The organism is Paenibacillus sp. JT31N7 (assembly GCF_059692095.1).
The window spans coordinates 1-20,875 of the sequence record NZ_JCAUAT010000002.1 but is presented as its reverse complement, the minus strand read 5'-3'; the positions used below and the strand labels follow the sequence as shown (position 1 = coordinate 20,875).

At 51.2% G+C, this 20,875-nt stretch carries 14 protein-coding genes, 1 tRNA gene and 1 rRNA gene; 9 read left to right on the top strand and 7 right to left on the bottom strand.

Annotated elements, in window-relative coordinates; translation table 11 throughout:
* The first annotated feature begins 207 nt into the window (after nt 1–207).
* The 3 genes from yidC to AC58P5_RS10240 all read left to right on the top strand — a co-directional run bounded on the left by yidC (nt 208) and on the right by AC58P5_RS10240 (nt 1,952).
* Nucleotides 208–894, top strand: coding sequence for a membrane protein insertase YidC (gene yidC, locus AC58P5_RS10250; RefSeq protein ID WP_497386072.1), 687 nt, complete (start codon nt 208–210; stop codon nt 892–894).
* A gap of 154 nt (nt 895–1,048) precedes the next feature.
* Nucleotides 1,049–1,132, top strand: a tRNA-Leu gene (locus tag AC58P5_RS10245).
* Between the two features lie 166 nt (nt 1,133–1,298).
* Nucleotides 1,299–1,952: a Bax inhibitor-1/YccA family protein gene (locus AC58P5_RS10240; protein ID WP_497386071.1), complete on the top strand. Its 654-nt coding sequence runs from the start codon at nt 1,299–1,301 to the stop codon at nt 1,950–1,952.
* Between the two features lie 78 nt (nt 1,953–2,030).
* Here AC58P5_RS10240 and AC58P5_RS10235 read toward each other — a convergent pair whose 3' ends face one another.
* Nucleotides 2,031–2,441: a YjdF family protein gene (locus AC58P5_RS10235; RefSeq protein ID WP_497386070.1), complete on the bottom strand. Its 411-nt coding sequence runs from the start codon at nt 2,439–2,441 to the stop codon at nt 2,031–2,033.
* A 278-nt stretch (nt 2,442–2,719) separates the two neighbouring features.
* On the opposite strand from AC58P5_RS10235, the gene AC58P5_RS10230 reads away from it, so the two are divergent.
* Nucleotides 2,720–2,920, top strand: coding sequence for a YqzE family protein (locus AC58P5_RS10230; protein WP_497386069.1), 201 nt, complete (start codon nt 2,720–2,722; stop codon nt 2,918–2,920).
* A 153-nt stretch (nt 2,921–3,073) separates the two neighbouring features.
* Here AC58P5_RS10230 and AC58P5_RS10225 read toward each other — a convergent pair whose 3' ends face one another.
* The 3 genes from AC58P5_RS10225 to AC58P5_RS10215 form a co-directional block, all read right to left on the bottom strand.
* Entirely contained in the window at nt 3,074–4,150 is a 1,077-nt protein-coding gene (locus AC58P5_RS10225) for a hypothetical protein (protein WP_497386068.1), read from the bottom strand.
* A gap of 115 nt (nt 4,151–4,265) precedes the next feature.
* The gene (locus AC58P5_RS10220; protein ID WP_497386067.1) at nt 4,266–5,399 is read right to left on the bottom strand and encodes a YqhG family protein; all 1,134 of its coding nucleotides are present in this window, start codon (nt 5,397–5,399) and stop codon (nt 4,266–4,268) included.
* The gene (locus AC58P5_RS10215; protein WP_497386066.1) at nt 5,380–7,179 is read right to left on the bottom strand and encodes a DEAD/DEAH box helicase; all 1,800 of its coding nucleotides are present in this window, start codon (nt 7,177–7,179) and stop codon (nt 5,380–5,382) included. The genes AC58P5_RS10220 and AC58P5_RS10215 overlap by 20 nt, the downstream gene beginning before the upstream one ends.
* 341 nt (nt 7,180–7,520) lie before the next feature.
* Between AC58P5_RS10215 and AC58P5_RS10210 the strand changes: the two genes are divergently transcribed.
* Nucleotides 7,521–8,363, top strand: coding sequence for a lipoate--protein ligase family protein (locus AC58P5_RS10210; RefSeq protein ID WP_497386065.1), 843 nt, complete (start codon nt 7,521–7,523; stop codon nt 8,361–8,363).
* A gap of 29 nt (nt 8,364–8,392) precedes the next feature.
* Nucleotides 8,393–9,211, top strand: a complete 819-nt coding sequence (locus tag AC58P5_RS10205; protein ID WP_497386064.1) for an AAC(3) family N-acetyltransferase — start codon at nt 8,393–8,395, stop codon at nt 9,209–9,211.
* A gap of 228 nt (nt 9,212–9,439) precedes the next feature.
* Here AC58P5_RS10205 and dat read toward each other — a convergent pair whose 3' ends face one another.
* Nucleotides 9,440–10,279, bottom strand: a complete 840-nt coding sequence (gene dat / locus AC58P5_RS10200; protein ID WP_497386063.1) for a D-amino-acid transaminase — start codon at nt 10,277–10,279, stop codon at nt 9,440–9,442.
* A gap of 540 nt (nt 10,280–10,819) precedes the next feature.
* On the opposite strand from dat, the gene AC58P5_RS10195 reads away from it, so the two are divergent.
* Nucleotides 10,820–13,438 (top strand): adenosylcobalamin-dependent ribonucleoside-diphosphate reductase, encoded by a 2,619-nt coding sequence (locus AC58P5_RS10195; RefSeq protein WP_497386062.1) that lies wholly within the window; start codon nt 10,820–10,822, stop codon nt 13,436–13,438.
* Nucleotides 13,439–13,685: 247 nt separating this feature from the next.
* On the opposite strand, the gene AC58P5_RS10190 is transcribed toward AC58P5_RS10195, so the two are convergent.
* A complete protein-coding gene (locus tag AC58P5_RS10190) occupies nt 13,686–13,889 on the bottom strand; it encodes a copper amine oxidase N-terminal domain-containing protein (protein ID WP_497386061.1) in 204 nt (67 codons plus the stop codon).
* Nucleotides 13,871–15,376: a leucine-rich repeat domain-containing protein gene (locus AC58P5_RS10185; RefSeq protein WP_497386060.1), complete on the bottom strand. Its 1,506-nt coding sequence runs from the start codon at nt 15,374–15,376 to the stop codon at nt 13,871–13,873. The genes AC58P5_RS10190 and AC58P5_RS10185 overlap by 19 nt, the downstream gene beginning before the upstream one ends.
* A gap of 605 nt (nt 15,377–15,981) precedes the next feature.
* Here AC58P5_RS10185 and AC58P5_RS10180 point away from each other — a divergent pair.
* Together AC58P5_RS10180 and AC58P5_RS10175 are read left to right on the top strand one after the other, a co-directional pair.
* A complete protein-coding gene (locus tag AC58P5_RS10180; protein WP_497386059.1) occupies nt 15,982–19,353 on the top strand; it encodes an S-layer homology domain-containing protein in 3,372 nt (1,123 codons plus the stop codon).
* Nucleotides 19,354–19,860: 507 nt separating this feature from the next.
* Nucleotides 19,861–20,875: ribosomal RNA gene (locus AC58P5_RS10175) — 16S ribosomal RNA — on the top strand; the annotation flags it as partial.

Genomic DNA, 20,875 nt, shown 5'->3' with positions numbered 1-20,875 from the left:
CGCCCTGGAATTTCCCGTCTCGCCGGTTTCTTCGGACAAGAGCGGTGCGCCGGTTCCTATCCGGCAAATCGGGTTCGGTATGTTCAGAATCCGGCGGAAAATTCCCGTCAGAAGCGATCATCACTCCGATGAACCGGATTCCTCCCGTTTAACGCGATACAGATTATTGCCGGTATTGCCGCTATCAAAAAACGGGAGGAACCCTTTATGTCACTTTTACAACCCTTTATCTCTTTACTGGACCATATTCTGAACGTATTAGCCGCCTTTACGCATGATTGGGGGCTGGCTATCCTACTGCTTGCCCTGCTTGTACGCAGCCTGCTGTTCCGCGTAAATCTGTTGAGTGCCTGGCAGCAGGTGAGACAGATTCGTATGCAGCCGGCCATCCGGCAGCTCCGGGAGCAGTACGCGAACCAATCCGGCAAGCTGGGCGAGGAGATGCTCCGGCTGTATTCCCGCTATGGCATCAAACCTGGGCTCGCGTTTGCGGCGGGACTGATCCAGATGCCGATTTTTATGAGCCTTTATCCGTATTTTTCTATGCACGGCGCTCAGATGTCCTCCATGCTAATTCCATGGATGCAGGCGCTGGGCGTTCCCGATCCGGCGCACGCGCTGCCTGTGCTGTACGGGATTATAGGTTGGCTGGGGATGCTGATCAGTCTCGTTCCGGATCAGGCGGCGTCGCAGCCTGCGCTGTTCAGGGTGGGTATACCGCTTATCATTACGGCCGTTTCATTAACGGTGATGTGGCGCTCTCCGGCGGCTCTTGTCCTTTACTGGGCAGGAAGCGGTACCGTTACGGTACTGGAACGGCTGTTTTTTCGCTCCTCCTTCGGTCAAAAGCTTCTTCATAAAGGAATTCCGGTCCAGGAGCCGGTAAAAGAATAGGAAGCAGCCAATACACGAAGGAAAGCCCTAACGGCTTTCCTTTGTTGTATTTTGGATTCAATGTATGAAGTTGACGCATGTTTAAAAAAAATTAAAAATTTGTTTGACAAACATTTGGCTCCATGATATATTTAATCTCGTTCTTACAAAGCACGCGGTCGTGGCGGAATTGGCAGACGCGCTAGATTCAGGTTCTAGTGGTGTAACAGCCGTGGAGGTTCGAGTCCTCTCGACCGCATCAGCAATACAGAAAAGCCACTGGCTACCGGTCAACCGGAGCAGGTGGCTTTTTTGTTTTTTATTAAAAAAACCTTTTTTTAAATGAAACGAATGCTTGGCCTTATTCGTATATACATTTATAAATAAGTGGAAAATGGGTAGTAATTGAAAAGGAGTGATGTAATTTGGAAAGAACGATGACGTATTCCCACCAAGGATCGCTATCTCACATCTTGCGGACATTTGCGCTTTCTCTGCTGATCTCGTTCGTAGGCATGCTGGCGGGCGCCATGATTGTCCCGCCGTCAATCGTCCCGCTGTTTATTGTCGTTGAGCTCGTTATGATCGTGGCGGCTATCGTAGTCCGCATGCGCGGCAAGAACATCGGTTACGGATTCCTGTACACCTTTACGGCTATCTCGGGCGTAACCATGTACCCGGTCATTATGTCGTACGGTTCGATGATCGGTGCCAACCTCGTGTCCGGCGCTTTTCTGGCAACGGCCCTTATATTCGGGGGACTTGCCTGGTACGCGGCCCGTTCTGAGAAGGATTTCAGCTTCCTGGGAGGCTTCTTGTTCGCCGCAACGATCGGCCTCGTGCTGATGGGCGTGCTATCCCTGTTCGTTAACTTCGGTTCGACGCTGAACCTGCTCTTGTCCGTTGGCGGCATTCTGATTTTCAGCGGCTGGGTGCTGTATGATGTCGCTCAATACCGCGAAGGCGTGGCAGCGGAAGAAGTACCGCTCGCCGCACTGAATCTCTATCTCGACTTTATTAACCTGTTCCTGTATATTCTGCGCTTTATCGCTTCGATTGTCGGCATCAGCCGCAATTGAGGCAGCCCATCTTACTGGATATCCAAAAAACCGGCTGACGCCCTGGAGCGTTAGCCGGTTTTTTGTGTGCGCCGCTTCTCAGCGGCCCCGGTGTTTGTCTTTGGCTTTCTGACGGGCAATCTCACGCTTGCGGGCCGCATCTGCCTCGCGTTCTTCCCTGGATAACGTTTTCCGCATTTTTTTGCGAAATTCGAGATCCGCCTGGATGGCTGCCTGGGCCATCGTGGAAGGGCCTTTTTGCGCAAGCTCCCTGGAAGCCAGCCGCGCAAGCCGCTTCGGATTCATTTTCCGTTCGGTTACGGGAGCGGCATGAACGCCTTTGCCGACACTTTCAAGCAAGCGGAGCAGATCGTGCAGAACAAAGTCCAGCACCTCCCCGTCAAGGGGCTCCGTTCCGAATATATGTCTGACTGCATGCAGGCTGCCGCTTCTTTCGTCCTCCGCAATTCCAATCCAATACTGCCCGTCGTAAAAAACCGTCAATTTCATGTTTTTTCCCCTCCGTTTAAGTAAACAGAGCGCCGGACATCCCGAGGGGGAAGGCTACGACATGTCAGCGGACTTAATCAGGCTTAAATCCGCAACATGCATCCGGACTACCAACCGGACTGTGATTTTACGCTCCGTTTTTAATTATAGGAGGAGAAGGAACGATTGGAAAGAGTCATGACCGGGAATGTGCGCATGGCCGGTTTTACGGGGAGGCAGTCCGGGAAATACTAAGGGTAAGGAGAGCCACTTTTAACGCGGAAAGGAAGGGCTGACAAATGGCAAAAGGCGGAGAAGAACTTGTGAAATATATAACCGAACAAGTGGTTCACTATATAGAAACTCCAAGACAAGTACGAAAGGAGGCGCGCGTCCGACACAAAGAAACAAGAGAAAGCTGGTCGGTTCACTGGTTCGGGATGATTCCCCTCTCTATCTCCATGATCATAAAGGCCGTAAGACGCCGAAACAGAGACTGAATGTTCTATCCGCTTATTTTGAAACTAGAAAACGATAGTGAATTCGTCCGTGCTGCCGGAGGAAGTGGTCATTCAAGCAATAGGTCAAAAAAAGAAGCTTCCTCAGGTTCCTGATGGAAACGGTAAACCGTTCCGGGACCCGGGGAAGCTTTTCTATGGGAAAGAGGAGGAGATACCGTCAGTCGGGTAAAACTGTCCGAGCGAAACCGCTTCGTCCAGGAGAACAAAGCGTTTGCCTTCCTGCTCGAAGGCGATAAAAGCGGCACCGCCGGTCCAGCGCAGAGCGCCGGTTACGGAAAGCGGCAGCGTGAGTCTGCCCTCGAAACATTCACAGACGAAAGTCAGGGACTTGCCGGCTGCAAGGTAAGGCGTTAATTCTTCATAGGAACGGATAGGGAGCGCGTTTCGGGTCAGCCAGCTGATCTCTTCATAAGGATCGGACGGCAGGCCCTCAAGCGGCGTTCCGGGTGTATGTTCAAAGGCTGCGCCATGCAGCCTGAGCAAACTTGAATCACTCGCGGGCGAATAATTCTGAAAGGTCCGTATTTCGCTGGTTTTGGCATCGACGAGAATACGATTGTTCCCGGCAGGAACGGCCCAAACCGCATGGAAGGCATCCGTATAAAAACGGCGCAGCCTAGTTTCCGCGGAATCCAGCCAAGCTCTATAGGACATGGATGAAGGAATGATGGCGTGCTGCACCAAGGTGCGGTACAGCGTACGGGTGCTGAACAGGGGATGTTCGCCTGTTCCGTATTCGATGAGCTGCAGGGTGCCGTTTTCGGAGGCAGAAACGATCAGATAGCCTGTCTCGCGCCCGTTGTCTGTCAGCAGGACGATCCAGCCGTGGGTACCCGGCCCGAGAGGAGCGACCGTCCACTTGGCGCGGCTCCAGGTTTCGAAGCCTTTCTGACCGGCAAGACTGCCGATCCAACGGACAATGTGTTCGTTCAGCACGGTACCGGTGTTTGCGGCTCCGGGAGTATCTGAAGGTTCATTTGCCGTAAAATCCGCCAGCACCTCGGCGGGGCTGATTCCGGGCGAGATCGTGTACCTCTTGTCCAAAGACGCTTGTCCGGTTTCTGGCTTCATGCGAGCTGCCGAGCCGGTAAAGGTTTCTTGAACTTCGTGAGCGAGGAGCGGTTCACCCTGCGAGAACGAAGGGGGCCCGGCAGCAAGCCAGACAACAAGCGCCAGAAGCGCTGCCGTCCATACAGCTGTGCGATTCATTTGTTCACCTGCCTGCCGTTCATTCTATAAATCTAGTGTAAAGCAATCCTTATAAAAAGTTTGTTAAAACGTGTAGGCCGGCCCATAGGAACTTTTAGCGACTTTCGTCGCATCTTCACCTTTCGTCCGCCCTTAAATGAAATAATCCGCAATTGATGACGGATACATGCACTCTCGGCCGATACTGCCAGTCTACCTCCGCCTGCCGGGCCGCGTAGCGGGTCTCCAGCTCTTCGCGGGCTTCTGGTTCGGCTGCCGCGAGCATGCCTTCGTAATACAAACGGACGAGCTGATGCTCTTCGGCCAGCACCTGGTTGGCGCGGTCCGCCCAGCGGTGGTCGGTGCGGCGGATTTTCTGCTCCAGGTAATCTTCCAGGATGGAGGCGGCCCTCGAAAGGGTCAGATTATCACCGAGCAGATGAATGTTGGCCGGCAGTTTCGGTGCGAGCTTCCTCGTCAGCATAGAAGGATGAAACTCTTCGCGGATTTCCCCCGTCGTCATTTGAATGGCCAAGGAATGAACCTCGCTGCGCTTCATATCGCAGGCGTATTCCACCTTGTAGTTCACATTCATCCAGGTGCAGTACGGAAGAGGGGCCGAGCGTCCGGGAAGAAGGCTGCCCGGGGCTTGCGGCGGAACCTCGAACAGCCGGGTAAACCGGCCGTTGTTCAAGGCCGTCGCGAAGAGCTGCAGCAGGCGGCGGCTGCCGTAGGTAACCTCGTCGCGGGGAACTCGGCCGACCGGCGGAGCGGGGGCCGTGCCGAAGTACCGCCCGAGGATGCTGTCCGCGGATCGGATCGCTTCGGGCGGACTTCCGCCGCTGCCGGCAGGGGCGGCGTTTACCTGGCCGGGGCCGGAAGAAGCTCCAGGCTCCGTGGTGACCGCCGCCGGACCCGTCTGAGCCCCCGGCCCCGCGGTGCCTGTTTGGCCGGACGCAGAGCCCAGCGGGACACTTGTCGCAGTCGGGACGGCTCCTAGGGGCCCGTTTTGGGGCCCGGCCGGTACGGGACGAGCCGCCGCCGCGGCTGCCGCGTCCCCTTCCGGATCGAAAACAAAACGGTAGGTCATCGTTTCGGGTTCGACTCCGGTACGCTCGACGAAGCTCCAATAGTAGGAGCGGCCGGTGAGTTCTTTATCCGCCTCCGGAGAGAGATTCACGATGACGGCATGCTTCGTTTTTTCGATAATGCGGCAGTTGTACGCTTCCAGAAACCGCATAACAAAGCGTTCAACCTGGGCGGTATTCATGGTTCACCCCGACATTCTGCCCGATGGCGCTGAGTATGGAACCGATTTTGGCTTTCCTTTCGTTTTCCGGCTGAAGCTCTTCACGGACGTTGGTCAGCGAATCGCCAAGCCGGTCGATCTGACGCCGCATTTCTTCATCGGAACGCGATTCCATCATCATTTTGAAAAGCGAGCTTTCCAGCGAAGTCGATTTTTTTTCCAGACGTTCCAGAATCGAATCGAGTTCGCCGATGACCAGCTCGAACATGTTTATTTTTTCGTGCAGCAGGTTCAAAATATGCTCTTCGATCGTATTGCGGGTAGAGAGATTGTAGATTCGTACATCGTCCGTCTGGCCCAGCCGGTGCACCCTCCCGATTCGCTGTTCCACCCGCATGGGATTCCAGGGCAGGTCGAAGTTGATCATGTGATGGCAGAACTGAAGATTGATCCCCTCGCCGCCGGCTTCGGTAGCGACAAGTACCTGGGCACGGGTACGGAAGAGGTCCATCATCCAATCTTTTTTGCCCCGGTTCATTCCCCCCCGGTAGGGGACGGCCGTAATTTTGTTCTCTCTTAAATAGGTAAGTAAATATTCCTGGGACGCCCGGTATTCGGTGAAAATGATCACTTTGTCATTGATCTCCCGGATCAGATTCAATACGGTTTCGGCTTTCGTGTTAGCCTGGATGCTGCGAATCCGCTCGACCAGCTCCCATATTTTGGCCCGGACCGGAGAGTTTTCTTCCGTCTTTTTGAACATGTTGACCAAGGTTATAAAAACAGCGTCCCGGGAGCTGCAAACCTCTCTTTGAAGGGTAACAAGAGCCAGGGTATTGCTCGTCTGGCCCTGATTTTGTTCATACTGACTGCGGATAAAATCCGTCACGCCGTCGTAAAGTGCCTGTTCCTCGGGAGAAAGCGTGAGCGTAATATTTTTCACGAATCGTTTCTTGAACTCGACATTTCCGTCCCCGCGCCGGTTGCGGATCATAATTTTGGAAAGCTCCTGCTGGAGAACGCCTTCGTTTTTCGGCATCCTTTTGGCCCTGACAAAGTTGGCTTGAAAATTCGTGTGAGCCCCAAGCTGTCCCGGCTTCAGTAGATTAATCAGATTGTACAGCTCTTTAAGATCGTTCTGTACGGGCGTAGCGGTCAGCAGGAGACAATATTTCTTGCGAAGCTCTCCGACGAACTGGTAATTCGTCGTTTTTTTGTTTTTCAGCTTGTGGGCTTCGTCCACGATAAGCATGTCGTAATCCAGATCCAGTACGATTTCCCGGTGGGGGTCACGCTTGGCGGTATCCATGGAAGCGACAATCACGTCGCACGTCTGCCACATGTACGATTTTTTTTGGGCGGCTGCCGCGATCCCGAATTTCTGATTCAGCTCACGGACCCACTGCAGGACAAGCGAGGCGGGTACCAGTATGAGCGCTTTGCGGACAAGTCCGCGGATCATGTATTCTTTCAAAATAAGCCCGGCTTCGATCGTTTTGCCGAGTCCGACTTCGTCGGCCAGAATAGCCCGTCCGCGCATGTCGTAAAGCACTTTTTTGGCCGTTTCGATCTGATGGGTCATGGGCTCGATTCCGTTTACATGCTTCAGGCACAGGAGCTCGTCGAAGGAGTGGATCAGGTTTGATTTTTCCGCCTCGTAAGCGAGCTGGTACAAGGTCCAGTTATCCCAGGGGCCGTTGCGGACGACACGCGACTCCCAGTCCAGAAACCATTCCCGATCCGTGTGCATGTTCAGCCCTTCATGAATAGGGCGGATGTGCTCCGTTGTCTGGTTGTTCATCTAGGCTCTGCCTCCTTCTCGAAAATGGGTCGTATCCAGGGCGCTCTATTCCGCCGCGTCTGCCCGTCGTTCTCTTGCTGCTGGGGGTGATAGCGGTCCGGCGGCGTATGCAATCTGCAACTTTGTAACTAGTATGATCCAAAGAAGGAGGTTTCATAACGGGTCCGTATTGCCGGGGCTTTTGCGGCTTTTACCGCCCCAGATATCCTTGGCGGGCGCTCTATCGAATGTATTCGGGAGGGCTCCTGTGCTATGATAAAGGAATGATCGGGCATTGATAAACAACACGGCCGGGCCGGGTTTTCCGCGTCTGCCGTTCTTGATAAGAAGGGAAGAGGAACATGACAACATGGCGTTATATGCATACAGGCCACCGGACGGCGGCTGAAAATATGGCGATCGACGAAGCGATACTTATCGCGCACAGCGAAGGCAGGGTTCCGCCTACGGTCCGTTTTTACGGCTGGGGCCCGGCAGCTCTCTCCATCGGTTACTTTCAGAAAGCGCAGAAGGAGATCAATCTGGACAAAGTCGCCGGCCAAGGTCTCGGATTCGTACGCCGCCCGACGGGCGGACGGGCGGTACTTCACGATGCCGAGCTTACATACAGCATCATCGTCTCGGAGCGCTATCCGGGAATTCCGACGAGCGTAACGGAGGCTTACCGTGTCCTCAGCGAAGGGCTGCTGCTCGGATTCCGGAAGCTGGGGCTGGCGGCCGAGATGGTGAATCTCGCAACCGAAGAAGAGAAGCGGAAATACGAATCGCTCGGCTCGGCGGCCTGCTTCGATTCCCCTTCGTGGTACGAGCTTGTCGTGGAAGGGCGAAAAGTCGCCGGAAGCGCGCAGGTTAGGCAGAAGAATGTCGTGCTTCAGCACGGCTCGATTTTGCTGGAACTGGACGTTGAGCAGTTGTTCGGTCTGCTGCTTTTCTCCAACGAGCGGATTGCGGAGCGGATGAAGCAGAGCTTTGTGCAGAAAGCGGTTGCGATTAACGATCTGCTCCGAACTGCCGGGCTTGCTCCGGTGACACTCGGAGACGTGGAAACCGCATTCCGCGCCGGTGTAGCCGAAGGCATGGGTATTGAGCTTGAAGACGGAGCGTTGACTTCGTACGAGCTGGAGCTTGCGGAAGAGCTGGCGCGCGAAAAATACAGTTCCGACGAATGGAACTTAAAACGATAGCGGTAATTTTGGGATGAGGTGAGTGGGTCATGGCGATCGACACGATTATAGAACGGACGGGGAAACGGCCGCATACGGCGGAAAGCCTCGCCGAGGACCTCAGAAGGCTCGGCGTGAAGGAGGGCATGACTCTTTTGGTCCATTCCTCTCTAAGCTCCCTCGGATGGGTTTGCGGGGGCACACAGGCGGTCATTGCCGCCCTCCGGGACGCTCTGGGCAGCGGGGGGACGCTGATGATGCCGACGCACAGCGGCGACTTGTCGGAGCCTTCGGCTTGGAACAATCCGCCCGTGCCGCCGGAGTGGTGGGACGTGATCCGCAGCACGATGCCGGCCTATAAGGCGGAGGAGACCCGGACGTTTTTTATGGGAGCCGTGCCGGAAGCGTTCAGAACTTACCCGGGGGTAATCCGCAGCAGCCACCCCCAGGTTTCGTTTGCGGCGATCGGGCCGCAGGCGCAGAAGCTGACCGGCAGCCATTCCCTGGCCTACGGGCTCGGAGAGGGCTCCCCGCTTGCCCGTCTGTACGAGCTGGACGGTCATGTGCTGCTGCTGGGGGTCGGTCACGGCTCCAACACGTCCATCCATCTGGCGGAATACCGGGCGGAGTATGCCTCGAAGAGGGAAGTCAAGAACGGGGCGCCTGTTCTTGACGGAGAGGGAGTCCGTCAGTGGGTGGAGTTTCCGGATGTCGGAATCGACTCGGACGATTTTGAGCGGGCGGGCGCGGATTTCGAAGCCCGCTGCTCGCTGGTCACCCGAGGTAAAGTAGGCTCGGCTCAGGCGGCTTTGATGCCGCAGCGTCCGCTTGTCGATTATGCAGCCGAATGGATGAGGCGGCACCGGTAGCGAAAGGATGGCGGCCGCTGCTTGGTTTGCTCTCGTATGTGCGGGTGTGTGGTTGACCACCGTCATGTGACGCTAAGCACCTAGCGCCGGGAGCTTCGCGCTTCCGGATGCGGATGGGCGCCGCATACCGGTTGGTTCCCGCCTTCGGCGGCCCCGCTGCCGCGGCTAAAAAGGCCTCCAAACCACTCTAGAGTGCGGTTTGGAGGCCTTTTTTTGCTCTATGCCGGATCAGCGGCTTCCGGCAGGAATCGTCGCTTCGAAGGCCTGCTGGAGCCGCCGGGTGACAGGACCGGGCTTGCCGTCTCCGATGGGCCTGCCGTCCAGCAGCACGACAGGCATGACTTCGGAACCTGTGCTCGTAATGAAGACTTCATCGGCCGAGGCGAGTTCCTCGGCCCTGAAAGCTTCTTCGAGCACGGAAATACCCAGCCCTTCGGCGAGCCGGAGAACGAGCGAGCGGGTTATGCCCCGCAGGATATGATGATCGGCGGGATGAGTTTTCACGACCCCGCCTTTGACGATCATCACGTTGGACGCGCTCGCTTCGGTGATGACGCCGCCGCGGTTGAAAATAACTTCGCCCGCCCCGCCGTCGAGAGCCTCCTGCTTCAGCAGCACGTTAGGGAGGAGATTCAGCGACTTGATGTCGCACCGGTGCCAGCGGATATCCTCCCGGACGATGGCGGAAATCCCTTTTTCCAGATCTTTCAAGGGACGGAAAAACGGGGAGCACCAGCCCGTCACGACCGGCGCCGCCGAAGCCGGAAACGGATGAGAACGCGGAGCGGCGCCGCGGGTGATCTGAACATATGCGAGGCCGTCAGGGATTCCGGCAGCCTCCACGAGCTGGTTCAGCAGATCCTCCAGCTCTTTGAGGGGATAAGGAAAGACGATCCTGACTTCCGCCATGCTGCGGCTGAAACGTTCCATATGTCCTTGAACTTCGTACAGCCGACCCTCGTAAATTCGGAATACTTCGTAGACCCCATCCCCGAAATAATAGCCCCGGTCGAGGGGAGAAATGCGGACTTCTTCGTCCGGTACCAGGTTATTTCCGAAAAGCATCATCGGGCATGATCTCCTTTAAGTAAACTGTCTAATGTCAAAATAAGCGCTTGTTATGAAGGGGGTTCGGGCACCAGCCGATTAAACTTATATATATACGGGATAATACGAAAAATTACCCAACTGGCGAACGTCCGTTTCTTTTTTCAGCGGATCTGTTTATAGTATATAGGGGAAAGAATACCTACACAAATGAGCGGATTCTGTTTATACGGAACCCGTCCGGAAACCTGTTTTTAGATAAAGTTACAGGTCGAGCCGTCCTATTCTTTACCTTTTACGGATTGAAAATGTCGAAATTTGTCGTTTTTTATAATACTGTCCCGAACGAAATAAAGAGCAAGGCGAAGAATAAGTGAGAAAACAAGCTCATGGATTTTATTATCCCGTTGAATTCATTCGCAGTTTATTCGTAACACAACATATAGTGTTGTATAATCATTTATGGACACTATATATAGTGATTACGTACATACCGCGAAATTCGCGCAGTGGTGCGGGTTCCCGGGTGCAGGTACATTGATTTGGGAGGGTGTTGCCGTTTTGAAGACGATGCAGCGGAAAAGTTTGGAAGGTTTGAGTGAGAAAATCTTTTTGGATCGTTATGCGTTAAAAGATGCGGACACGAACAACACGAAAGTCGGAGACGTGGTGCTTGTCCTGACCAAGGACGACCCGAAATTTCCGGCCAAGGAAGTCGGGGAAATCACCGCACGCGATGGGCGTAACGTGACCGTTAAGCTGCGCAGCGGCGAAACGATTGAGTCGAATATCGACAGATTGACTCTTAATATAGAAAAAACGCCGGATGAGCTGTGGGACCGCCTGGCCAAGGCAATGGCTTCCGTGGAAGCGACACCTGAAAAACAGAAGGAATGGACGGAAAAATTCCGTTACATCCTGGACGACTGGAAGCTTGTTCCGGGAGGCCGTATCGCCGCGGGCGCGGATGCCAGCGACGAACTGACGCTGTTCAATTGCTATGTCATTCCGTCTCCGCATGACAGCCGCGGCGGCATCATGGCGACCTTGTCCGAGATGACGGAAATTATGTCTCGCGGCGGCGGCGTCGGTATTAACCTTTCATCCCTTCGTCCGCGCCGCGCGATCGTCAAAGGCGTCAACGGCTCTTCCAGCGGTTCCGTGTCCTGGGGAGGTCTGTTCAGTTATACAACGGGCCTGATCGAGCAGGGCGGCAGCCGGCGCGGTGCGCTGATGTTAATGATCAACGATTGGCACCCGGATCTGCTTGATTTTATCACCGTTAAATCTACGATGGGTCAGATTACGAACGCGAACCTTTCCGTTTGCGTAAGCAACGGCTTTATGAAAGCGGTGAAGGAAGATCTGGACTGGGATCTCGTGTTCCCGGATACGACGGATCCCGAATACGACGAAGTTTGGAACGGCGATCTCAATGAGTGGAAAAAGCTCGGAAAAGCCGTAAAAGTGTACCGCACGGTCAAAGCCCGCGAAGTTTGGCACACGATCATCGAATCCGCATGGCGCTCCGCGGAGCCGGGCGTCGTGTTTATGGAGTACTACAATCAGATGTCCAACAGCTGGTACTTCAATCCGATCATCTGCACCAATCCTTGCGGAGAGCAGGGGCTTCCGGCCTGGGGCGTATGCAACTTGTCGGCCGTTAACCTGTCCAAGTTTTACGACGAGGAGAATGACGATGTCGCTTGGGACGAGCTGGGCAAAATCGTTCGTTATTCCACGCGTTTTCTGGATAACGTCATCGACAAGACGCCTTACCACTTCGAGGAAAACCGCGAGAATCAGCAGGGCGAACGCCGTGTCGGACTCGGAACGATGGGACTGGCCGAGCTGATGATCAAGCTGCGCATCCGTTACGGAAGCCCGGAATCTCTCGAGTTCCTGGATAAGATCTATGGTTTCATGGCACGCGAAGCATACCTGGCTTCCTCTGAGATAGCCGGCGAGAAAGGCTCTTTCAAACACTTCGACGCCGAGAAATTCCTGCAGAGCGGCTTTATGAAAAACATGCACGAGGTTTATCCGGAAGTGACGGAATCCGTCCGTAAGAACGGCATGCGCAACGTAACCGTCATTACGCAGGCGCCGACGGGAAGCACGGGAACGATGGTGGGAACTTCCACCGGTATCGAGCCTTATTTCGCCTTCGAATATTTCCGTCAAAGCCGCCTTGGCTACGACAAGCAGTTCGTGCCGATCGCACAGGAATGGAAGGACGCGAACAAGGATCAGGAACTGCCGGATTATTTCGTGACGTCCATGAGTTTGTCCGCCGAGGACCATATCCGCGCTCAAGCCGCTATTCAGCGTTGGGTAGACAGCTCCATTTCCAAGACGGCAAACTGTCCGGCCGATTTCACGGTTGAAGAAACCGAGCGGCTGTACGAGCTTGCGTTCGATCTGGGATGCAAGGGCGTGACCATCTACCGCGACGGCAGCCGTGACGTACAGGTACTCAGCACCGGAACGGACAAAGACAAGAAGGATGAGAAGAAAGCCGAAGCGACTGCTCCTGTCCCTGAAGTTCCGACAGAAACACCGATTGTGGCAGTTACCGCAGAACCGGCCGTGCAGACGGATGCCGTTTCCGGCAACGTGTTCGATAAAGAATATAAACGCCGTCCGCAAATACTGCGCGGCGCTACCTATAAAATCAATACGCCGTTCGGTATGGCGTACATTACGATCAACGACATGAACGGCTCACCGAGCGAAATTTTCCTGAACGTGGGAAAAGCCGGCTCGGACGTCTTCGCCATGGCGGAAGCGCTCGGCCGCGTCTGCTCCTTGTTCCTGCGCTACGGCGATCACGGGAACAAAGTGAACCTGCTGATCAAGCATCTCAAAGGCATCGGCGGTTCCGGTGCCATCGGCTTCGGCGCCAACCGCGTCGAATCCATCGCCGATGCGGTCGCCAAAGCGCTTGAAATGCACGAAGAGGCGATGGCCGGCGAAACGGATGCGGAGGCTTACGTAACCGCCACGAAAGAAGTCGTGCATGAAGCGCCGGAGGTTATCGGCCATGCTGCTCCTTCCGCAGGTGCTGCGCCTGCCGGGCTGGCTTCGCTCGACCTTTGCCCGTCCTGCGGTTCGGCTTCGCTCGTAAACAGCGAAGGCTGCAAGAACTGCACGAACTGCGGGTACAGCCGCTGTTCGTAAGAATTGAAAATTTGCTTACTCTATAAAGACAACAAAGGCAGGATTAGGGTGTTCATTCACCTATCCTGCCTTTGTCTTCTTACATGAAACCTACTTCCAAGGTTTTATATTAGGGTGGCCTAATGAACAAAACAACCGAAAGTGTGAGTTTAGAGCTCACACTTTCGGTTGTTTTGTTGTTTACATCCTGTCAGATCTTTCTCTTTGTTTCTTTGATCCTCCTATTGTTTTTAGTCCCTTAATTAGACTATGGTCTGATATCGACTGTTTTTGTATTTGAGTTCCATTTTACTCGTGCTCCAAATGTCTCGCTTACCATTCTTACAGGTACAAAAGTAGATCCGTTCACGACCTGTATGGCGGATTCCAACCATACTTCTTTGCCGTTTACTATGGCTTTATCCGAGCCGATTCGTAGTTTTAAAGAGATATCTAATTTTTGGGCCGCCACGGAATCGATCCTTCATTTAATGGGTTATTGGCCAAATAAATTTCCCATAGATCGGTTTGATTATCCAGTGTACTAATATCTTGGATTTGATTATTGATCAATGAGATCTTTCTCGGAGTTAATTGAGAGAGTGGGGATATATCCGAAAGAGTATTGCCGTCTAGATACAAGACATCTAACTTATTCAGCGATTTAATCGGACTAAGATCAGTGAGCTGGTTATTGCTTAAATCAAGTTGATAGATGCTGCTCTGAGCTTCAATTCCACGTAAATCACTAATCAAGTTTCGGTCAAGAGAGAGCAGGGCGAGTGGAGGCAGGCTCTTTAGAAACTGAAGCGAAGCAATTGCGTTTGATCCTAAATAAAGGGAACGTAATTCAGGTAAGTTACCCAAAGATTCCGGATCGGATATGGAATTGTCATTAAGAGATAACAACCACAATTTTGGTAACTGAACAATAGGTTTAATGTCTGAAATCCGATTTTGATTGAGCTTTAACAACTCAAGCTCATTCGCATGAGACAAGGGAGAAATATCTGAAATCTGATTATTCGAAAGATCAAGGTCCTGTAACTTGGCAAGTTTTTGAAGGCTGCTAATATCGGTTATTTGATTGTTTTCAAGCTGCAGCCACTTCAGATCCGGGTGATTTTCAAGAAAGCTTATATTGGTAATATGAAGAGAACCGATACTTAACCAATTAAGCTCAGGAAAATGTTTAAGGACACTTAAATCTTGAACCGGATTTCCAGTCAATTCGAGGCCAGTCAAATGCGGTAAGCTTTTTAGAGGGTTAACATCTTTAACCCAGTTGTATTTAAGACCAACGAAATCAAGTTTAGATAGATTGCTTAAAGGGGAAATATCCGAAATTTGATTTTCTTGTAAATTGGTAGAAGATAAATTTTTGAAATGGCGCATGGGAGATATATCCTGAATTTGATTCTTATAAGCGTCGAAGGCGGATAAGTTTTCAAGATTCTCTAAAGGATCAATATTTTGCAGCTGATTTTCAGATAGGTTAAGTATTTTTAATTGGCTAAGATTTCTAAGAGGGCTTATGTCGGAAATATGGTTATGACTAATATTCAGATTAACTAAAGAGCGAAGATTACTAAGGGCGTCAATGTCACTGATTTGATTTTGCCACAAGTTAATCGTTTTCAATTCGGTTAATCCGCTTAAAGCATGGATGTTTTCGATTTTATTCTGTGTTAAATTGATTTCCACCAAATTTTTGGCGTATTCTAAGCCATTTAGCGTCTTAATGCCCTGCCAATCAGCGGGACCTATTTTTTTCAGGCTTTCCATGTCCCTTAACGTTAGTGGACCTTCATTTTTATGAAGTTCTCTTCTAATAACTTTTTCAAGTGCGGAATCCTCGATCTTTACTTCAGGGGATTCTGCAAAAATTTTTATAGGCAAAAATAAAATCAATAAAAATACCATACTTAATAAGCAAGAGACGAACTCAGCTTTTTTCAAATCATTCCCTCCCGTATCTAAAAACACTAGTTTCTATTACTTCTGCAAAATTTTCAACTAAATACAATCCGGTTCACTCGGTTACCTATTTTCTATTTGTGTTCAGCTATCTCCTTCTACGAAAATTTTAAATAATCTATAAAAAATAACAAGAAGTTCATCTTGGTTGCCGTTGGACGGGCACAATTGGCTAATCCTGCATGGGTTCGGAAAATACGTGAAGACCGGATGGATGGAATCCGTTTTTTTACCCCGGCATCTCTTCATACTTTTTTTCATAACGTGGATTGTTCGTTTCGTTGATCGAAATCTTAGCTCCAAAGTTTCATCGAAAAGGTGTACAAATGTCTCACGGAGGATGGCGTCCCTGGATACGAGTGTTTCGAGGGAAGAAGCAGCCTGTTCAGTCGGGTATGATGATGGAAACGGCGTTTATACGTTTTGCGGGCATCAGATTACCTTCCAATTATTTCTTTTCCCTCTATATTTCATACTATCGACCTAGTATAATAAGGTCGTTATATGCGTTTAGACCCAAAGACCTACCGACATCAAGAAACGGCGTATACAACAAACTTATTAGACTGACGGAGGGAACCCGTAAAATGAAGCTGGCAAGATTACGTCGTTTTGTAAGTGTGTTTTCATTAGTTGTTCTGATCCTGGGTATGCTTCTGCCAAGCTTTGTTCAGGCGGCATCCAAAGAAACGTTAACAGACCTGGATCGCTCCTACGCCCAAAAAGAAATAACCAGTCTCGTCTCGGAAGGAATCCTTTCGGGATACCCGGACGGAACTTTTAAACCTGAAAATCCAATAACACGCGCCGAATTTGCAAAAATTCTTGTACTGGCTCTGGGATTGAAGGAAGAACCGGCCAAGTCCGCTTCCTTCCAGGATGTAGACGCTTCGAGCTGGTACAACGGCTATGTCGGATCGCTTGTAGCGTCCGGTATTACGGAGGGTACTACGGCAAGCACCTTTTCGCCGGATGCCAAAGTAACGCGGGAAGAGCTCGTTGTCTTTTTTGTGCGGGCATTCGGGCTCGCTGAGAGCGCCTCTACAAAAAGTCCTACCGCTCCGCTGGCCGATCTGAACACGGCAGCGGAGTGGGCGATACCATCCGTCTCCTTGGCTTATGAGATCGGTTTTGTCAACGGGATCGATAACGGTGCCGGAGAGCTGATTTTCAAGCCGAAAAGCAGTTCGGACCGTCAGGCTGTAGCCCGTCTGGCGTATGAGTTCAAAACAAATAATAAAGCCTATTTAAGCAAAGCCGAGGAAATTCTGGCTTCCAAGCCCGAAATTACTCAACCGGAGAAGCAGATCCTGTCCCTGACTTCGCAAAGCAGCACAACAATTGAAGTTACTTTCTCTTCCGCATTAACGGAGCCCAATAAGGAAGATTTCAAGTTCGATCATGATCTACTCGTTACAGCGGCAGATTTCAAGTCAGGCAGCAAAACTATTGTTGTGCTCACCACAACATCGCAAAATTCCGGAACGAAATACGTATTAACGTACAAAGGCAAGCCCAGCGGCAAGTCCGTTGAGGGCACTTCTCCCATGTTTGGCGGTGGCGGTGGCGGTTTCGGAGGGGGCGGAGTTCCCGGCGGCGTGACGCCGACAGTCGAACAATTGCTTGCCAGCGGGAAACCGCAAGCGGCTATTACAGTCCAAGCGTCCGGTACATACGGTCCCGCAAACGGTAAAACAAGTGTCCAGACTCTGATTCTGGACCCGGGTCCAACTGGCGAAGTAAGCTTGAACAATATTGATGCAGAGCAGATGGAAGTGCGTTCGGGGAGTGCGAACTCCATTAAGCTGCGGAATGCGATCGTAAAGAATTTGAAAATAAACGCAGTGAACAACAACGGGCTTCCCGTAAGAGTAGAAGCCGGTGACGGTACTCAAATAACCGATACCGAAGTGACAACTCAAGCTGTGTTAGAGGGTTCTTCCGCGGAAAGCGGATTTGGCAAAATCAAGCTGGATGCCTCCGGCAATAAGGTCAGTTTTAAAGGGAAGATCGACAGCGAAATAACTGTAATTTCTCCGGGAATGACTATTTTCATTGAGTCTCCTACAGCAGGCAATAATCAGCCTACAATGCTTGTGAAGTTAACCGTTGCAGCCGCGGATACAATCGTCGACATTGCCCCTGCAGCGATTTTGTCCGAAATAAACTCGAGTCAGTCCGTGACGTTAACCGGTGATTCCGAGTCTATTGCTAAAATCAAGCTGAACGGCGGTGGCTCATTTAAGCTTGATCCTGCCGTAGCAAACGAAGTTAAAGAAAAGGCAATTGCGAACGCGAATAAAGCCTTAAAGGATTATATGGATACGACGGGCGCTTTTGCCGGATTTTTAGCGACAGCCATTGAAGCGGACAGAACTATCCAGATAGCCGAACAATATGGGGCGCAGGAGAAAGATTTTAATAATATTCAGTCTTTTTATTTGAATCGTGACTCCATATATGAACTTAACGAAGCTTTGACTGCTTTAACAATCGGGTATGTGCCGGGCGATTCGGCGGATCATGTTACAGAACGCCCAACCTTGCCCTCTAAAAGTGCAAACAATACCTTTATTTTCTGGTCCTCTAGTGATATGGATGTATTAGGTACGTGGAATTCATATTTAAATAGACCTGCCTCCGGGGCGGGCGATAAGGAGATTACGCTTACCGCTACGCTCTTTAACAGCCCTTTTGCGGCGACCAAGAGCTTCAAAATAACAGTAAAACAGCTTAACGCAGTAGTGAAATCAGTTACTGGTCTTAAGCCGGATTTACTGGTTGTGGAATTCGACGCGGCCGTAGCGGCTCAGGAAGCTTCCTGGTACCAATTTACTAATGGACTACAGGTTTTAAAAACAACCCAGTATCCCCAGTATCCGAACTTGGTACTGCTTGGTGTAAATTCGCAGAAAGCCGGCAGCAATTACAATCTTACGTATAAGAATGCTGCAACCGGTATAACCTTCACAGGAAGTGCAGCAAATGAATGCTCAGCCGAATGGTGCACCATACCTGGCAGCGGTCAAAAGGTACCGGTACCGGGCGTGAATGTACCCGGTGAAATAGAAGGATATGTCCTTGAAGGGATATCCTCCCCTTCTGAAGACAGCATTGTTTCTTTGGAAGGTACAGGTTTAACAACTAAGACCGACAACCGCGGGTATTATAAGTTTACTAATGTTGCTCCTAATGTCAGCTATACCATTACAGCAACAAAGGCGGGTTTTTCAACCGGAAGCACCGCTAAGTTCAGGATAGCACCGGCTCAAACTTATATGGCGCCAGTTGTGATTATTTTTACAGCTCCGGATCCGGTTTCCATTATGCAGCTAACTCCTATTTATTATAGCGATAAAGTACTTCTAAGTTGGTCAATGTCTTCTACCCCAGGTTCTGAAGTTACCTTTAATGTTTACCAAAATGGGACTCTCCGAGTTTCCGATTATACGGGTAATAGTTTAATACTTGATGCATTGAAAGGAGGAGAGACCTATACGTTTGGAGTTGAAGCGTGCAACGACATTGGCTGTTCCAAAACTCGAACAGAGCAAACGATCCAGATGCCTCTAATTTTATCGGTGCATAGCCTTCAGCCGTATAATTCAGTAACTTCCGACGTATACGATGCGTTTAAAACAACGGAAAAAAACGAATATTCTCTTTCTCAGCCTTATCCAAACTTTGATTCCATACTGGTTGAATTGAAAGAGGGGCTTGATGACGGTACCTCCGGAACTCCCGCCACCCAATCCGATCTGGATTTGTCCAACGCAAAGATCGCCGGAATAGAGGGACAATCATTTAATGCTTCCGTTCAAATCTATCAGGGTAAAACCTACCTCAAGATAGACATCAATCCGTCGGTACATTCAAAATCCGGCAAATATGTGATAAACGGAGTGAAATATAAACAGAAAATTGCGGATATGCTTCCTTTTAGCATTGTTTTTAAATAAGGTTTAGGTTGTTCAAGGCTTTCTTACGCCATTTAGGTGGTGTTAAGGAAGTCTTTTTTTATATCATGTGAATGAATATATGCACACGCTGTTACCGAGTACATGTGGATTTGCTTTACATAAGGCGATATTTACATGAGAAGGGGGACCTTACAAAGCACTAACGCAGCATAACTCCCTCTTCCACAAAATGGTTGTTGCAAAAGACGGCGGATGCTGGTAAAGTTACTTCTTGCCGGCAACAACGAAACACGCCGTGAAAAAAGAATTACAAAAAAAGCTTGCATAACTGAGCGCAACTGTGTTATAGTATAAAAGTTGTCGCTGAGACAAGCGCTAACGACGAAGGCCGTAAGGTCCTACAAGATTGTCCTTTGAAAACTGAACAACGAGTGATTGAAGCGTCTCGAGAAATCGAGACATTAATGAGAAGAAATTCTCGTCAGCAACGAATTTTTGAGCTTAATCAGCTTGAGATAAACCGCTGGCCTAACGGCTAGCACAACTTTATCGGAGAGTTTGATCCTGGCTCAGGACGAACGCTGGCGGCGTGCCTAATACATGCAAGTCGAGCGGACTTGAAGAGAAGCTTGCTTCTCGGAGAGTTAGCGGCGGACGGGTGAGTAACACGTAGGCAACCTGCCTGTAAGATCGGGATAACTACCGGAAACGGTAGCTAAGACCGGATAACCGGTTTCTCCGCATGGAGGGACCGTGAAACACGGAGCAATCTGTGGCTTACGGATGGGCCTGCGGCGCATTAGCTAGTTGGTGAGGTAACGGCTCACCAAGGCGACGATGCGTAGCCGACCTGAGAGGGTGAACGGCCACACTGGGACTGAGACACGGCCCAGACTCCTACGGGAGGCAGCAGTAGGGAATCTTCCGCAATGGACGCAAGTCTGACGGAGCAACGCCGCGTGAGTGATGAAGGTTTTCGGATCGTAAAGCTCTGTTGCCAGGGAAGAACGCCAAGGAGAGTAACTGCTCTTTGGGTGACGGTACCTGAGAAGAAAGCCCCGGCTAACTACGTGCCAGCAGCCGCGGTAATACGTAGGGGGCAAGCGTTGTCCGGAATTATTGGGCGTAAAGCGCGCGCAGGCGGTTTTTTAAGTCTGGTGTTTAATCCCGAGGCTCAACCTCGGTTCGCACCGGAAACTGGGAGACTGGAGTGCAGGAGAGGAAAGTGGAATTCCACGTGTAGCGGTGAAATGCGTAGAGATGTGGAGGAACACCAGTGGCGAAGGCGACTTTCTGGCCTGTAACTGACGCTGAGGCGCGAAAGCGTGGGGAGCAAACAGGATTAGATACCCTGGTAGTCCACGCCGTAAACGATGCATGCTAGGTGTTAGGGGTTTCGATACCCTTGGTGCCGAAGTTAACACAGTAAGCATGCCGCCTGGGGAGTACGCTCGCAAGAGTGAAACTCAAAGGAATTGACGGGGACCCGCACAAGCAGTGGAGTATGTGGTTTAATTCGAAGCAACGCGAAGAACCTTACCAGGTCTTGACATCCCTCTGA

What these genes read in the sequence shown, in the direction of transcription:
- AC58P5_RS10205 (WP_497386064.1), top strand. Translation starts at nt 8,393, where the DNA reads ATGGCGATCGACACGATTATAGAACGGACGGGGAAACGGCCGCATACG.
- AC58P5_RS10210 (WP_497386065.1), top strand. Translation starts at nt 7,521, where the DNA reads ATGACAACATGGCGTTATATGCATACAGGCCACCGGACGGCGGCTGAA.
- dat (WP_497386063.1), bottom strand. Translation starts at nt 10,279, where the DNA reads ATGATGCTTTTCGGAAATAACCTGGTACCGGACGAAGAAGTCCGCATT.
- AC58P5_RS10230 (WP_497386069.1), top strand. Translation starts at nt 2,720, where the DNA reads ATGGCAAAAGGCGGAGAAGAACTTGTGAAATATATAACCGAACAAGTG.
- AC58P5_RS10235 (WP_497386070.1), bottom strand. Translation starts at nt 2,441, where the DNA reads ATGAAATTGACGGTTTTTTACGACGGGCAGTATTGGATTGGAATTGCG.
- AC58P5_RS10225 (WP_497386068.1), bottom strand. Translation starts at nt 4,150, where the DNA reads ATGAATCGCACAGCTGTATGGACGGCAGCGCTTCTGGCGCTTGTTGTC.
- AC58P5_RS10220 (WP_497386067.1), bottom strand. Translation starts at nt 5,399, where the DNA reads ATGAATACCGCCCAGGTTGAACGCTTTGTTATGCGGTTTCTGGAAGCG.
- AC58P5_RS10215 (WP_497386066.1), bottom strand. Translation starts at nt 7,179, where the DNA reads ATGAACAACCAGACAACGGAGCACATCCGCCCTATTCATGAAGGGCTG.
- yidC (WP_497386072.1), top strand. Translation starts at nt 208, where the DNA reads ATGTCACTTTTACAACCCTTTATCTCTTTACTGGACCATATTCTGAAC.
- AC58P5_RS10180 (WP_497386059.1), top strand. Translation starts at nt 15,982, where the DNA reads ATGAAGCTGGCAAGATTACGTCGTTTTGTAAGTGTGTTTTCATTAGTT.